This window comes from Bacteroides sp. 1_1_30 (assembly GCF_020982715.1).
Lineage (GTDB): Bacteria > Bacteroidota > Bacteroidia > Bacteroidales > Bacteroidaceae > Bacteroides > Bacteroides xylanisolvens.
Genome location: NZ_JAJKHN010000039.1, coordinates 1 through 16,328, shown reverse-complemented (window position 1 = coordinate 16,328; position 16,328 = coordinate 1). Strand labels below are relative to the sequence as shown.

Annotated in this window: 12 protein-coding genes; 7 read left to right on the top strand and 5 right to left on the bottom strand. The window is 42.8% G+C overall.

Annotation, left to right across the window (positions count from 1 at the left end; translation table 11 throughout):
* Positions 1 to 12 precede the first annotated feature (12 nt).
* From LPH68_RS13075 to LPH68_RS13055, 5 genes are read left to right on the top strand one after another with little or no spacing between them, the layout of a single operon-like run.
* Positions 13 to 1,632, top strand: coding sequence for a RagB/SusD family nutrient uptake outer membrane protein (locus LPH68_RS13075; protein WP_004317653.1), 1,620 nt, complete (start codon positions 13 to 15; stop codon positions 1,630 to 1,632).
* A 24-nt stretch (positions 1,633 to 1,656) separates the two neighbouring features.
* Positions 1,657 to 3,471: a SusE domain-containing protein gene (locus tag LPH68_RS13070; RefSeq protein ID WP_004317655.1), complete on the top strand. Its 1,815-nt coding sequence runs from the start codon at positions 1,657 to 1,659 to the stop codon at positions 3,469 to 3,471.
* Positions 3,472 to 3,479: 8 nt separating this feature from the next.
* Positions 3,480 to 4,619 carry a glycoside hydrolase family 76 protein gene (locus tag LPH68_RS13065; RefSeq protein WP_004317658.1) on the top strand — a complete coding sequence of 380 codons (1,140 nt, stop codon included), beginning with the start codon at positions 3,480 to 3,482 and terminating at the stop codon, positions 4,617 to 4,619.
* Between the two features lie 8 nt (positions 4,620 to 4,627).
* The gene (locus LPH68_RS13060) at positions 4,628 to 5,806 is read left to right on the top strand and encodes a glycoside hydrolase family 76 protein (protein WP_004317660.1); all 1,179 of its coding nucleotides are present in this window, start codon (positions 4,628 to 4,630) and stop codon (positions 5,804 to 5,806) included.
* Between the two features lie 36 nt (positions 5,807 to 5,842).
* Positions 5,843 to 7,312: a glycoside hydrolase family 125 protein gene (locus LPH68_RS13055; protein WP_008641652.1), complete on the top strand. Its 1,470-nt coding sequence runs from the start codon at positions 5,843 to 5,845 to the stop codon at positions 7,310 to 7,312.
* Positions 7,313 to 7,466: 154 nt separating this feature from the next.
* Here the strand turns inward: LPH68_RS13055 and LPH68_RS13050 are convergent, their stop codons facing one another.
* The 5 genes from LPH68_RS13050 to ruvB form a co-directional block, all read right to left on the bottom strand.
* Positions 7,467 to 9,608: a S46 family peptidase gene (locus tag LPH68_RS13050; RefSeq protein WP_074705687.1), complete on the bottom strand. Its 2,142-nt coding sequence runs from the start codon at positions 9,606 to 9,608 to the stop codon at positions 7,467 to 7,469.
* Between the two features lie 19 nt (positions 9,609 to 9,627).
* On the bottom strand, positions 9,628 to 10,983 hold the full coding sequence (locus LPH68_RS13045; protein WP_004313751.1) for a TIGR00341 family protein: 1,356 nt from the start codon (positions 10,981 to 10,983) through the stop codon (positions 9,628 to 9,630).
* Between the two features lie 2 nt (positions 10,984 to 10,985).
* Positions 10,986 to 12,482 (bottom strand): oligosaccharide flippase family protein, encoded by a 1,497-nt coding sequence (locus tag LPH68_RS13040; protein ID WP_151923268.1) that lies wholly within the window; start codon positions 12,480 to 12,482, stop codon positions 10,986 to 10,988.
* Between the two features lie 30 nt (positions 12,483 to 12,512).
* Entirely contained in the window at positions 12,513 to 13,289 is a 777-nt protein-coding gene (locus LPH68_RS13035; RefSeq protein ID WP_008641644.1) for a dienelactone hydrolase family protein, read from the bottom strand.
* Positions 13,290 to 13,351: 62 nt separating this feature from the next.
* Positions 13,352 to 14,383 carry a Holliday junction branch migration DNA helicase RuvB gene (gene ruvB / locus LPH68_RS13030; RefSeq protein WP_004313748.1) on the bottom strand — a complete coding sequence of 344 codons (1,032 nt, stop codon included), beginning with the start codon at positions 14,381 to 14,383 and terminating at the stop codon, positions 13,352 to 13,354.
* Between the two features lie 127 nt (positions 14,384 to 14,510).
* Here ruvB and LPH68_RS13025 point away from each other — a divergent pair, with 127 nt between their 5' ends.
* Positions 14,511 to 15,743, top strand: a complete 1,233-nt coding sequence (locus LPH68_RS13025; protein WP_151923269.1) for a nucleoside recognition domain-containing protein — start codon at positions 14,511 to 14,513, stop codon at positions 15,741 to 15,743.
* Between the two features lie 16 nt (positions 15,744 to 15,759).
* Positions 15,760 to 16,179 (top strand): rRNA maturation RNase YbeY, encoded by a 420-nt coding sequence (gene ybeY / locus LPH68_RS13020; RefSeq protein WP_008641633.1) that lies wholly within the window; start codon positions 15,760 to 15,762, stop codon positions 16,177 to 16,179.
* Positions 16,180 to 16,328 lie beyond the last annotated feature (149 nt).

Genomic DNA, 16,328 nt, shown 5'->3' with positions numbered 1-16,328 from the left:
TCAAACAACAGTATGAAAAGATATAAACTTCTCTATTTAGTGGCTGGGGTTGCTTCCGTGCTGATGACCGGTTGCAACGATATGGAAAATACCCCGTCCAACAAATTCACGGACAACAGCTTCTGGAACTCCACAGAGAAAGCACAATACGTAGTTAACATGGCCTACAGCCAAATGTACAATGCCGGAAGAATGTGGCAGGACGAAAGTCTGAGTGACAATGTATTCGACGGAAGAAATGTAACCGACCCGCGTGCCATTCGCAAAGGTATGGGCACTCCTTCTTTAGAACTCTTTAAAAATGAATGGAAGGATCTATACGGTGGTATCAAAACCTGCCATGTGTTTCTGGAGAAAGTAGATCTGGTTCCGGGAATGAATGTAGCTGTCAAAGCACGCATGATTGCCGAAATTCGTTTTATCCGTGCCTTTATCTATTTCCGGCTAACTAATCTGTATGGAGATGTGCCATTCTTTGACAAAGATATTACAATTGATGAATCCAACTCCATTGCCCGTACTCCACGTGCTACCATCATCAGCTTCATCCATCAGGAATTAGAAGATATAGCAAACGCACTTCCCACCCGTGACCAATTGCAAGATGCTGAACAAGGCAAGATTACCAAAGGAGCGGTCAGTGCTCTACAGGCGAGAGTCTACCTAATGGACAGTGACTGGGATAACGTTATCAAATATTGCGATAATCTGATAAAGAAACAGAATGAATATGGCACATACAGCCTTCTCCCCACTTATCGTAGTGTTTTTGAAGAAACCAACGAATATAATCAGGAGATTATTCTAGACCGTGCATACGTTCCTTTCCTACTGACATGGGGTGAGATGTCAGATATGGCTCCGCTATCAGTTGGTGCACGTCTTTGTAACCGCGCTCCGCAACAATCGTTGGTAGACAGTTATTTAATGGTAGATGGCAAAGCATTCAATGAAAATAGCCCGTTATACAATCCAAGTACTCCGTATGCCAACCGCGATTTGCGGCTGACCGCCACTGTTGTTTATGACGGTTATGACTGGAGTAAGAATGTTTCGGACGGCAGTACAGGAACTATCATTCAAATCAATCCGCAATCCAACACAGTGGATAAGTATGAAGCCGGAAGTAACAAAACTGCTACCGGATATTACACCCGCAAATACTATAGCCCACAAGCAAAAGGTGATATGAATTCTGGGGTAAATCTTAGCATCATACGTTATGCCGATATTTTGTTAATGTATGCAGAGGCTCAATTTGAGAAAGGAAACATGGATGCTACTATCTGGAATCAGACCATACTCCCACTCCGAAACAGAGCTGGATTCACAGAAGAAGCAAAAGCTTATCCTACCGAAAAGACAGAAGCGGAAATGAGACAAATCATCCGTAACGAACGCCGTTGCGAACTAGCCCTCGAAGGATTGAGATGGTATGATATCAAACGCTGGAAAGCCGGAAAAGAATACCTTGAAGGATATGTTTATGGCGCAAACTTCAACAACGGTAATCCTATCCGACTGGATAAACGTCAGTTCGACGAAAACAGAGATTATTTATGGGCAGTTCCTCAAAGCCAAATCAACCTGAATCCGAATCTAGCCCCTAACAATCCCGGATATTCTAACTAATCACCCTATTAAAAGGAAATTAATATGAAAACAAAAATAACAAAAGTAGTCGCCTTATTCACTACATTAGCAATCATCTTCTCATGTACGGAAGATATGGAATACAGAGATACGGCAGTAAGCCCGGTGAATCAACTTTATGAACCAATCAGCGGAAAAAGTGTAGAACTAGTAGCATCTGCTACCGCTTCCCTATTCTTCGAATGGGAAGCAGCGAAAGCTGAAGACAGTGGCTCACCGCTCTACGAAATCGTTTTCGACAAAGAAGGGGGAAACTTTTCTAATCCTCTTTACAAAGTATTGTCTGACAACAACGGGGCGCGCAATTACGCGACTATCAGTCATAAAACACTGAATAAAATAGGTGCAGCAGCAGGATTGAACAGTGGAGAGACAGGTACAATTATCTGGACGGTCATCGCATCACGCGGTCTGAGCACGGCAATGAGCAATGTCTCACATAAACTGACGATCACCCGTATGCTCGGATTTGCAGAGGTTCCATCTCAATTATTTCTCACCGGTGAAGCAACCGAAGGGGGAAGTGATATCAGTCAAGCAGTACCTTGTTCCTCACCCGAACAGGAAACATTTGAAATCTTTACCCGTTTGAAAGGAGGAAAAAGCTATAAGCTGGTAGATAAAACCAATGACAACGCAAACTATTTCTACATTGATGGAAATAGAATTGTAGAAGGCGAAGGCGAAACGACAGTAGAAAAAGACGGAATCTATCGCATCACTATGGACTTCTCTATTGCTTCAGTCTCTATTCAGGAAGTAAAATCAGTAGGAGTATTTTTCTGCCCGAGCAACAAGGTTATTTTCGAGCTGTCTTACAAAGGTAACGGAATATTTGAAGGAGAAGGCAAAGTAACGTTTAAACAGGAAAGCTGGGGAAAAGACCAACGTTACAAACTGTTGATGTCTTACAGCGATAAAGATATGTATTGGGGAACATTGAATGACGTAGATTCATCTCCGAACGGAGCTGGTCAAGAAGATTCATATTACTTTATCAAAGAATATGGAATCAATGAAGGTAATGAACCGCAATGGAATCACAAATGGAAATTTGACAATCAGTTTGATGGTAGCATGACCAAAGTCACCGTTAAATTCAACGGAGCAAACTATACACATTTTGTATCTCTCGGAGACGGTGTATCTCCTGAAGAACCGGAAACAACTCCTAAAAACTTATTCTTGACAGGTGAAGCCAGTGAAGGGGGAAATGATATCAGTAAAGCCGTGCAATACAATAAACTGGGAGAAGGCATATTTGAAATATTCACCCGGCTGCAAGGAGGAAAGACTTATAAGATGGCTTCTTCTCAAGAAGCAGATGCAAAGTTCTTCTATATAGAAGATGGAGAGATTAAAAGTGGAGACGGAATTACCACTGTCGAAAAAGACGGAATTTATCGTGTTAAGGTAGATTTCTCCAACAAATCAGTCATTACAAAAGAAATTAAATCAATGGGACTATGGCACTGCTGGGATCGAAATGTCCTTCTTGACTTACCCTATATAGGAAATGGAGTATTTGAGGGAACAGGTACAATAAGTCCTAGTAATAATGACAATCGTTACAAACTCCTAATGGTATATGCGGACGATAGCGAATTGATTTGGGGCACCAAAAACGACACAGACGTAGTACCAGGAGCAAACCCAGATCCATCCTATTTCTATATCATGGAAACAAATGATAATGCAGAAGCAGGTCAATGGGATCGTAAATGGAAGTTTAATGATGGAATCATAGGAAATAATACAAAAGTTCGTGTTATTTTTACCGGTGAAAATTACACCCATTCTATAGAACCAGTTAATTAAGAAGATGTATGAAAAAACTATTATTATGTGTCCCGTTCCTCGCGCTGATGTTCCAAAGTTGCAGCAACATCGAAGACGAGTATATGTACGACAAGGGGCTTTATACAATCAACTGGGAAGCAGCAGCAGACAGTAGCTCGGTCACCATAATTAACCGTTTCTGGAATGAAACGGGCAATTACTTCAACTATGAAAGCGACGGTTATGACGAAACTTTTCATTACTGGCCGCAAGCGCATGCTATGGACGTATTGATTGATGCCTATATTCGTACTCATGATGCTAAATATAAAGACTGCTTCGACAAGTGGTATGCTGGCATCAATTCCAAAAACGGCGGAAGTTATTGGAATAACTTCTACGATGACATGGAATGGATTGCCCTGACCATGATACGTTTGTATGAAGTCACCGATGAAGCTAAATATCTGGATACAGCCAAGCAACTTTGGAATTGGATTAAGGAAGGTTGGAATGAAGAATACTGCAACGGTGGTATCGCATGGAACCACGGTGATGTATGGAGCAAGAATGCCTGTTCCAACGGTCCTGCCGGCCTCATCGCCTGTCGCTTATATCAAATAGAAAAAGTGGAGGAATACAAAGAATGGGCTATCAAGATTTACCAATGGGAAAGAGAACATCTGTTCAATCCTGCCACAGGAGCTGTCTACGACAATATAGACGGAAGAACGGATAACTTAAATACTCTGACATTGAGTTATAACCAAGGGACATTTCTCGGAACAGCCCACGAACTGTTTAAGATTACAGGAGAAGCATCATATTTGAAAGACGCCCGTAAAGCCGCTTATTTCGGAATCAGTGACGGCAGTATGATTGACGCAGGAAACAATCTTCTCCGAGACGAAGGAAACGGTGATGGCGGACTGTTCAAAGGAATATTCATCCGTTATTTTGTGAAACTCATTTTAGATGATAATTTGGAACCCATTTATCAGAAGAAGTTTATCACCTTCTTCAATAACAATGCGGATATATTATGGAGAAAAGGCGTCAACAAGTCCGACCTTCTCTACGGAAGTAGTTGGGCAAAAGGAGCCGAAGGCAGCACTCAACTGACCATACAGACAAGCGGCTGCACCCTGATAGAAGCAAAAGCTTATTACGAAAAATATAAAAAATAACAAGAAACATGCGAATTATTGAAACCGTACTGTGTGCTGCTTTCCTCACCGGATGCGCACCAAAGGGGAATAGTAATCCAAACATCAATTTAGAGAGAGCCCAGCAAACGCTGGACTCCCTCTATGTTCACTATTCAGTACCCAACACTTGTCTGCTTCGCGAAAATTTTCCTTTTGACGAGAAGCACAAAGTCACTTATCTGGCATCAGAAGAACAAGCTAACGTGCCAAACGCCTATTCGTATCTCTGGCCTTACTCCGGAACATTCTCCGCAGTAAATGCACTGTTCGAAGCCACTCAAAACAAAGAATTTCAAAAACTACTGGACGAACGGGTATTACCGGGACTTGATGAGTATTTTGACACTGCACGCACTCCCAATGCTTATTCGTCGTATGTGCGTACCGCTCCTGTGTCAGACCGTTTTTATGACGACAATGTATGGTTAGGCATTGATTTTACAGACACTTACCAACTCACCCAAAACAAAAAATATTTGGACAAAGCCACACTTATATGGGATTTTATAGAAAGCGGAACAGATAGTGTGCTCGGAGGCGGGATCTATTGGTGCGAGCAGAAAAAAGAATCGAAGAACACCTGTTCAAATGCTCCTGGTTCTGTTTTTGCGCTAAAACTATTCAAAGCAACAAACGACAGCAGTTATTTCAAAAAAGGTAAAGCGTTGTACGAATGGACTAAAGAACATTTGCAAGATAGTACAGATTATCTATATTTCGACAATATTCGTTTGGATGGAAAAATCGGAAAAGCCAAATTCGCTTACAACAGCGGACAAATGATGCAGTCCGCTGCCCTCCTTTACCAACTGACGAACAATCCGGTTTATCTGAAAGAAGCTCAAAGCATTGCCAAAGAGTGTTACAACTACTTCTTTTATGATTTTACACCCGTATCCGGAGAACCATTCAAAATGATAAAGAAAGGAGATATCTGGTTTACTGCCGTGATGCTCAGAGGATTCATCGAACTTTATCATCTTGACAAGAATAAAACATATCTCGATGCCTTTAACAAAAGTCTCGATTATGCCTGGGAGAACGCACGTGATGAAAAAGGACTGTTCCATACAGACCTCAGCGGCAATAAAAAAGACAATAAAAAATGGCTGCTGACACAAGCTGCCATGATAGAGATGTACAGTCGGCTTTCTGCCTTTGAATAAACTACTGTAGAACATTAATAAATGATAAAAAGAAATATGATAAAAAGAAACGCACGACTTTGCACCCTTGCGACAGTTCTATTTATCGGAAGCAATATGAACGCTTCCACTTTCATTTGTCCTAAGGACAATACCATGATTGCCAAGCAAGCAGAAATTACCGGAAAGTATAAAAGCCAGCGTCCGGCTAAAAAAGACCGTTTATTCACTTCACAGGCAGTAGAAGCTGAAATCTTGAGAGTGAAGAACCTGCTGACCAACAGCAAACTTGCCTGGATGTTCGAGAACTGTTTTCCCAACACATTGGAAACAACCGTACACTATCGCACCACCGATGGCAAACCGGATACTTTTGTCTATACCGGAGACATCCATGCCATGTGGCTTCGTGATTCGGGAGCTCAAGTGTGGCCATATATCCAGCTAGCTCATAAAGACCCGGAATTAAAGAAAATGCTCGAGGGCGTTATCCGCCGCCAATTCAAATGTATCAATATCGACCCTTACGCAAATGCTTTCAACGACGGAGCTAAAGGGGGCGACTGGATGACAGACCTGACGGACATGAAGCCGGAACTGCACGAACGTAAATGGGAGATTGACTCTCTCTGCTATCCCCTCCGCCTGGCTTATCAGTATTGGAAAGAGACGGGAGACGCCAGTATTTTTGATAATGAATGGATTCAAGCCGTCATCAATATCCTGAGAACATTCAAAGAGCAACAGAGAAAAGAGGGAGTAGGTCCTTATAAATTCCAGAGAAAAACGGAACGTGCGCTTGATACGCTGAACAACGACGGGCTGGGCGCTCCGGTAAATCCTGTAGGATTAATCGTTTCGGCTTTCCGTCCTTCCGATGATGCTACCACCCTTCAATTTCTGGTTCCTTCCAACTTCTTTGCAGTTACTTCACTCCGGAAAGCTGCTGAAATATTAGAGACTGTCAATCAAAAGACCGAATTGGCAACACAATGCAGCGAACTGGCACAGGAAGTGGAAACGGCTCTGAAACAATATGCAACCTATAATCATCCCAAATACGGCACAATCTACGCTTTCGAAGTCGATGGATTCGGAAATCATTTCCTTATGGATGATGCCAATGTACCAAGCCTGCTGGCAATGCCATATTTGGGCGATGTAGATGTGAACGACCCGATCTATCAAAATACCCGCCGCTTTGTATGGAGTAAAGACAATCCTTACTTCTTTAAAGGAAAAGCCGGAGAAGGTATCGGGGGGCCGCATATTGGTTATGATATGATATGGCCCATGAGTATTATGATGAAAGCCTTTACAAGCCAAGATGACCAAGAAATCAAAGAATGCATCCAAATGCTAATAAATACAGATGCAGGCACAGGATTCATGCACGAATCTTTCCATAAAGATAATCCTGAGAAGTTCACACGTGCGTGGTTTGCATGGCAGAATACATTGTTCGGCGAACTGATACTCAAGCTAGTAAACGAAGGAAAAATTGATTTACTGAATAGTATTCAATAAATAGGCTCTACATTAACGTCAGTTCGATATAAGCTTGTACTATTCCTATTCTCCTCCTTCCAGAAGGAGGAGTCCCCGTAGGGGGGAGGTGGTAGGTAAACACATAAGTTTATCATCCACAGTAAGATAGGAATACTTTATCAAAACATTTGCTTCATCGAGCTATCTTCAACTCCTGAACAAGATTGCCCGCCTTACCATATTTCTCCATAATAAAGAGCATATACCGCACATCTACCCCGATACAACGCTGCAAGTCAGGTTCAAATACGATGTCACTGCTCATTGCTTCCCAGTTGCCATCGAAAGCCAGCCCAAGCAATTCTCCTTTGGCATTGAACATGGCACTGCCGGAATTACCGCCTGTAATATCATTATTAGAAATAAAGCAAACATTCATGTCTCCCTGTGCATTGGCATATCTTCCGAAATCACCGGAAGAAAGCAAACTCAACAACTCGGGCTGGACGGCAAAGTCAATATCACCTGCATGTTCCTTCACCTTCTCAAAGATGCCTTTCACGGTGGTATAATAATCGTAAGTGGCCCCATCAAAAGGAGTATATCCCCCAACCGTTCCGAAACTAAGCCGCATAGTGGAATTGGCATCCGGATAGAAATTACGATCAGCATACATACGGCGCATGGCAGCGTTGAACAAGCGTTCCCCTTGCTCTATCTGCTCGGAAGCTTCGGAAATACTCTGATTCATCTCATAATACTTCACGATCAGGTCCAGACTCAAAGAAACAGCCGGGTCCTCTATCAGATTATACGTAGTATCCCGCTCCAGAAAACGTTTTAGGCCCTTAGGAGACGTTATATTGGACGTTGCATACAAAGAGTCTACATAAGCCTGAATATTCCCGTTATAGAGTGTATCTATCTTTTCATACATAGCAGGCAGATACTTCTTATCCACTTTCAACTGATATTCTTTGAGCATGGCAGCAAAAACCTCCTTATCAATGGAAAGATCAAGATTATCATATTTTTCCAATAACTTCTTCATGCGGGTAATCACCAGCTTCTCCTCGGCTTCAAAGTCGAAATTGAGAATTTCAAGAGCAAGCTGCACCAACTCGGGACCATTGATAAACGATTCACCGAAATAAGCCAACGCACGATTTGTTTCCCGACGATTACTATAACTCAACTCCAGAGAAGAGAATAAACGAATCAGTTTCTCTCTTTCTTCCGGATGAGACTGAATCCAGTCGCGAAGGGCTGCTTCAGCCGCCCGCTTCTTTTCCAACACCTTCAGATGCTTGATGGCCTTGTTTGTTCCGATGCTATTCTTCCAATAATTGGAACTTTCATCGTATTTTGAAGCATACTTGATACGAATATCCGGACGACGATCCATCTCCCGTTTCCAAACCGTTTGTTTTACTCCCCGCACATCAATCATTGCCTGGTTGATTCCATTCATCATCTCTTCGATACCATACGAAGAAAGATAACGTTCCGTACTTCCCGGATAACCAAGCGTCATACAGAAAGAACCTTCCTTGTATCCATCCAAAGAGATGGGCGCTACATATTCAGGGTGATAAGGGACGTTGTCAGGAGAATAATCAGCCGGGCCATTCTTCGTATTAGCATAGATACGAAATACACTGAAATCGCCCGTATGCCGCGGCCACATCCAATTGTCCGTATCCCATCCGAACTTCCCGACAGAAGAAGGAGGCGCAAAGACTAAACGAACATCGTTATAATCACGATAAACGGAAAGCCAGAATTCATTACCTGCATAATAAGCATCGACAATACCGGTCAGCGTAGAATCTTTTTCGGAAACTTCCAGACCGATTACATTCATGATCGAATCGACAGCTACACGGCGTTCTGTTTCCGTTTTAGCATAGCGGGCGGCAGATAATACCCGTTTGGTTACGTCTTCCGTACGAAGCAGAAAACGGACATATAACTCCGGATTCGGCAGCTCTTCGTCAAGGCTACGTGCAAAAAAGCCATCTTTCAGATAATCATGTTCCACAGAAGAGTGTTGCTGGATACTGCTGAAACCACAATGATGATTGGTAAACACCAGACCGTCTTCGGAAACCACCACTCCCGAACAGAAACCTCCAAAGCTGACAACAGCATCAGAAAGAGAAGGTTTCTTCGGATTATATATTTTATTCACAGGCATTTGCAAACCAAGTTCTTTCATTACCCGGTCTGTCTGTTTGTTCTTGCGGAGATTTCCCAGCAGCCACATTCCCTCATCGGCAAATACATTCGACAGACAGAGGGAAAAGACTATCAAGACAGTTAGTCTGAATTTCATATTACTATTTTTAGATTCATTATTCGGTAATCAGCCTCAACTTCTTCGCTCCTACACGGGCTTTCAGCCATTCGCTGATTTTCTGTTTCTCGGCAGCAGACGGATGTCTGTCGAATTTCAAAACAGCCAATGTTACCGTATCGGTCTTCATCGAGTCAACCCGCACTTCGAGCGAATGAGCGATGGAGAGCGTAGTGATGGAAGGATAAAGCACTTTCAGTTCGGGCACTAATGTACGACTCATTGCGTCATATGTTCTGTATTGTTCCAACGTTGTCTCCAGTTGGGAAATCTTCACTGCCTGTTGCTGAAGTCGCTGCTCGCTGTTTTTGTAGAAATCTTCCATGACCATGGCACGGATAGAAGTCACATCTACCGCTTCATTATTCATCCCCTGTAATACAACCAGCTTCGTATCTTCCAACTTATATTCTTTCATCTTGCTACGGGCAATAGAAATCGAAGCATCGGGCACTTCAGGACCAATCAAAACAACCCGCACTTCTTTATGCTCATAGCTGATCTTTTTATCAAGTACCTGTGTATTTTCAAAGCTCAACTGATCGCTAATAAAACGATTGGCTGCCGCCTCATAGAAGGTGCTTTTTATAATTCCAAATGTCAGATAAACCGCAGGGCACATGGTAAGCACCACAATCAGAACGATGTATTTACGCACGGTCTTCTCACGGGTTTTATCTACAAACTCTTTTCGTTGGAAATGCATCACACGAACTCCGAGGAAAGTAGCCAGACTGATAAAAACAGAGTTGATGAAGTAAAGATAAAAAGCACCCAGGAAATAAATAAGATTACCGGAAGCCAGTCCGTAACCTGCCGTACAAAGCGGTGGCATCAATGCAGTAGCAATGGCAACGCCCGGAATCACATTTCCTTTTTCCTTGGTGGAGAGAGCCACCACGCCTGCCAAACCACCAAAAAGTGCGATGAATACATCATAAATAGTGGGCGATGTACGTGCCAGCAGCTCTGACTGTGAACCGGCAATAGGGGCAAGAAGGAAGAAGATAGTGGCCGTTGTCACACTGAAAGCGGTCGTTATGAGAAAGCTCTTTAAAGAGCGTTTCATTAATTCGAAGTCGTTCAGTCCGACAGAGAGTCCCACTCCCATAATAGGCCCCATCAGCGGAGAAATCAACATGGCACCGATAATTACTGCGGTAGAGTTTACATTCAATCCGAGTGATGCCATAAAGATGGCAAAAATCAGAATCCATAAATTGGCACCTTTGAACTCTACACCTTTACGGATAGAATCCACGGTGGCCAGTTCGTTATCCTTGTCTTTTTTCAAGTCCAGATATTCTCCTAGAAAGGACTTGATAGCAAACTTATTACGTTCATCTGTCTTCATAGTTATTTCTTCTTTATAAAGCGATTAATAACAGGAATCTGACTCAATGGTAAATCCTTCTTGATAATATAAGCTATAAATAGCAATAAAAGTACGGTACGGAAAGCGAGACGGAGCACCAGATTAGGGATAGGCACCTGTTCTCCAATAACGTAAAGTACCGCTGCCAGCAGAACATAAAGTCCGAGGCTTTTCAAATCATAACGAATCGGGTATTCTTTCTGTCCTATCCAGTAGGATAACAGCAAAATTACCGCATAGCCTGCAACAGAAGCCCATGCCGAAGCAAGATAGCCGTAAACCGGCACAAATAATATGTTCAATACAACAATAATAACACAGCCGATCACCGAGAAGTAAGCTCCCCAATAGGTCTTATCCGTCAATTTATACCAAAAGGAAAGATTGAAATAAATCCCTTTACAGATTTCTGCAAGCATCACAATAGCCACCACTCCAAGGCCTTCCCAGTAACCTTTTGCCACAAGATAACGCAGCAAATCGAGGTAGAACATTACAGCAAGGAAAGCCAACAACGAGAAGATAAGAAAATATTTCATCGCAGCCGCATACATTTTTCGGTTATCTCCTTCGCGGTCTTTACCAAATACAAACGGTTCGTAAGCGTAACGGAAAGCCTGTGTAAACATGGCCATCACCATCGCTATTTTGCTGGTTGCCGCATAAATACCCAGTTGTACCAACCCTTCCTGTCGATCTTCAAAGAGAAACGGATAGATCATCTTGTCAACAGTCTGATTCAGAATACCTACCAAACCTAAGATCAATACCGGAAAAGAGTATACTACCATTCGCTTCAGTAACACCCGGTCCAACTTATAAGCAAATCCTGTCAGTTCCGGGATAAAGAAGAACATCTGGACAACCGAGATAATCAGGTTGCTGATGAAAATATATCCCACCAGATAGTCCGGATCATAAAACCAAGAGATGGTTGCCGGACAATGTACATTCAGCCACGGACACACCAACAGGAAAAACAGATTCAAACCAATGCCGCCAATGATAGAGAGTAGTTTGATAGCTGCAAACTTGACAGGGCGTTTTTTATATCGCAAATAGGCAAAAGGAATGCATTGAAAAGAATCTAAAGCTACCACAACAGCCATCATCGCTATAAATTCCGGATGATCGCCATAATCCAGTAAATTGGAAATCGGTTGCAGGAACAACAGGCAAAGGAGAACGAAAATCAAAGATACGCCTCCTACTGACAATAGGGAGTTGGCATATACTTTCATCGGGTCTTCCCCCGATTTATTGGCGAAACGGAAGAATCCCGTTTCCATACCGAACGTAAGCAGTACGAGCATCAGGGCTGTAAACGCATACACGTTCGATACGACTCCGTAACCTCCGGTAGAAACCGGCAATACGGCTGTATACAGAGGTACCAGCATGTAGTTAAGAAATCGTCCGACAATACTACTTAACCCATAAATCGCAGTATCTTTAGCTAATGATTTTAGTCCAGCCATGTTTTATTAGTGATTATCATTCAGATTGGTTCAACGTTTCTTCTTTTGTTTGAACAACCAATCCATAAATCCGGGATAATTGAAAGCCGGATTCCAGCTTCCATGATTACAACCGGGAAATTCAATATATTCCACATCTGCACCGGCAGCTTTCAGTGCTTTATATGCTTCGCGAGAACCTTTCACCGGAACTACATCATCCGCATCTCCATGAAAGATACGGAACTTCACATCTTTGGCAGCCGACAACCGGCTTGGATTGACTATACCGCAGATAGGAATTGCAGCAGCAAATATCTCCGGGTAGCGTATTACTAAATCATACGTTCCCATCGCTCCCATTGAAAGACCGATAATATAAACCCGTTGCGTGTCCACTTCGGGCATCACCAGATAGGAATCAAGCAACTGTTTGAGTGTCTGCAATATAGGACTGATCTCCTGTCCTACCGGCATTTCAGCAGGTATAAAAGACTTCGGACGTTCCGTATAAGCCCAGTAACCGTCTGTCGGACACTGCGGAATCAGCACAAAAGCAGGATACTTTTCTTGATTGACCGGATTAAGAAACATCTGTCCGCCATGAGTCAATTGCTTCTCATTATCATTTCCCCGTTCGCCGGCTCCATGCAAAAACAGCACGATGGGGTACTTCTCACCCGGTTTCACCGATTCGGGGTGAATCATCCGGTAAGGTAAGGAATCTCCTTTAGAAGAAACAAAAATATCTCTTCCATATCCCTGTTGAGCCGATAAAGAAAGGCTCAAAAAGAGAAAAACAAATAAAGTAGTCCATTGCTTCATCATCCAACTATGCTTTATAAAGTTCTTTTATACCGTTAATACCACTTATCACATGACGCTTTATGTTAGTCATTAAACAGTGTTTTCTGACTGTTATAAAGACTTCTTCCCAAATGCTTATAGGCAAGTTCGGTCACCTCACGTCCGCGGGGAGTACGTTTCATGAATCCTTCTTTTATCAGGAAAGGTTCGTAAACTTCCTCGATGGTTCCCGCATCTTCTCCCAAAGCCGTAGCAATGGTCGTTATACCGACAGGCCCGCCTTTAAACTTGTCTATAATGGTACAAAGTATCTTATTGTCTATCTCATCCAGTCCGTACTTGTCAATATTCAATGCCTCCAGCGCAAACTGGGCAATCTCTGTATCGATAGAGCCGGTGCCTTTCACCTGTGCAAAGTCACGTACCCGGCGAAGCAAAGCATTAGCAATACGGGGCGTCCCACGGCTGCGGGAAGCAATCTCCGAGGCTGCACGTACCGAGCAAGGCACATCCAGTATGGATGCAGAACGACGGATGATATTGCTCAAAATATCATCGTCATAATACTCCAAATGAAGGTTAATACCGAAACGTGCACGAAGCGGAGCCGTCAGCAGACCGCTACGCGTGGTTGCACCAACCAGCGTGAAAGGATTCAAATCGATCTGGATGCTGCGTGCCGAAGGTCCCTTATCGATCATAATATCGATGCGATAATCTTCCATGGCCGAATAAAGATATTCTTCCACTACGGGCGACAGACGATGAATTTCATCAATAAAAAGCACGTCGTTCGGTTCGAGGCTGGTCAATACACCAGCCAGATCACCCGGTTTATCTAGCACCGGACCGGAAGTTACTTTAAAGCCGACTCCCAATTCGTTGGCGATAATATTTGAAAGAGTTGTTTTTCCTAATCCGGGAGGACCATGCAACAGCACATGGTCGAGTGCTTCGCCACGCAGACGTGCCGCCTTCACAAAAATGCGAAGGTTTTCCACCACCTTGTCCTGCCCGCTAAAGTCTTCAAAGCTTAACGGACGGAGTGCATTCTCGAAATCCCGTTCTTTTGAAGTAAGCTGATGTTCGCGTATGTTAAAATCTTCCTGTTCCATTTATTTCTTGAAAAGTAGGAGACAAAGATAGAGATTTACATTCATTTTCAGTATAAGAAAGACGAAGATTTAGTTTATTTGAAACGTAATAACTACTTTTGCACTATCTATATACACGTTATCAACTATGGTTCTAAATTACATTTGGATAGGATTCTTCGTCATTGCCTTTATCATCGCTCTTATAAAAGTGATTGTTTTGGGAGATACGGAGATATTTACGGCTATCATGAACGCTACATTCGACTCTTCAAAGACAGCTTTCGAGATATCGCTGGGACTTACGGGTGTACTGGCCCTTTGGTTAGGTATCATGAAAATCGGCGAGAACAGCGGATTGATTAATGCACTGGCCCGCTTTCTTAGTCCGGTGCTTTGCCGTCTGTTTCCAGACATTCCTAAAGGGCATCCGGTGTTAGGCTCCATCTTCATGAATATGTCCGCCAATATGCTTGGTCTCGACAATGCCGCCACCCCGCTGGGGTTGAAAGCTATGAAAGAGCTACAGGATCTGAATCCGAAAAAGGACACTGCTTCCAATCCGATGATTATGTTTTTGGTGATTAATACATCCGGCCTTATCATCATTCCGATCAGTATCATGGTATATCGTGCACAAATGGGGGCTGCACAGCCTACAGATGTATTTATCCCTATTCTGCTAAGTACTTTCATTTCCACTTTAGTAGGAGTCATAGCAGTGAGCATCGCTCAAAAGATAAACTTAATCAATAAGCCTATTCTCATTTTAATGGGCATTATTTGTCTTTTCTTTTCCGGCTTGATTTACTTGTTCCTAAGCGTTTCACGAGAGGATATGGGTACTTATTCTACATTGATAGCGAATATTCTGCTATTCAGTGTCATTATCCTGTTTATTCTGACGGGAGTCAGGAAAAAAATCAATGTATACGATTCGTTTGTAGAGGGAGCTAAAGAAGGGTTTACGACGGCTGTGCGCATCATCCCTTATCTGGTTGCTTTTCTTGTAGGAATTGCAGTGTTCCGCACTTCGGGAGCAATGGATTTTCTGGTGGGAGGCATCGGCTATATAGTAGGCTTATGCGGAGTCGACACGAGCTTTGTAGGTGCACTGCCTACCGCATTGATGAAATCACTTAGCGGTAGCGGTGCGAACGGATTGATGATCGATACGATGAAAGAACTGGGACCTGATTCGTTTGTAGGACGTATGAGTTGTGTAGTTCGCGGAGCTTCGGACACCACATTCTACATTCTGGCCGTTTATTTCGGCAGTGTGGGGATCACCAAGACTCGTAATGCGGTGACTTGCGGTCTGATAGCAGACTTCTCGGGTATCATAGCCGCTATCTTAATCAGTTATTTATTTTTCTTTTAAATCATAACATTCAATTATGGCTGTAACTTATCAAACAGAAGGCGTAAAAATGCCTGACATCAAGAAACGTGAGACTACGGAATGGATAAAGGCCGTAGCTGCTTCTTACGGGAAAAGACTCGGTGAAATCGCTTATATCTTCTGCTCGGACGAAAAAATTCTGGAAGTAAACCGTCAGTATCTGCAACATGATTACTACACGGATATTATTACTTTCGATTATTGTGAAGGCGATCGTCTATCAGGTGACTTATTCATCAGCCTAGATACGATACGCACCAATGCTGAACAGTTTGGAACTTCATACGAAAACGAACTACATCGTGTGATTATCCATGGAATTCTTCACTTGTGCGGCATCAACGATAAAGGTCCCGGGGAGCGGGAGATTATGGAAGGTGCTGAAAACAAAGCATTATCTATACGAAAAGTGTAAACAAGCCTCAACAGCAAACGATTTCAATAAACAAGCGATTTATTCAAACATACTATACTGTAACATACTGTATAGGGATATTCCTAAAATAATAAAATTTAAGGCAACTAATTCATTGCGAGTTAGTTGCCTTTTTTGTATCTTTAAGC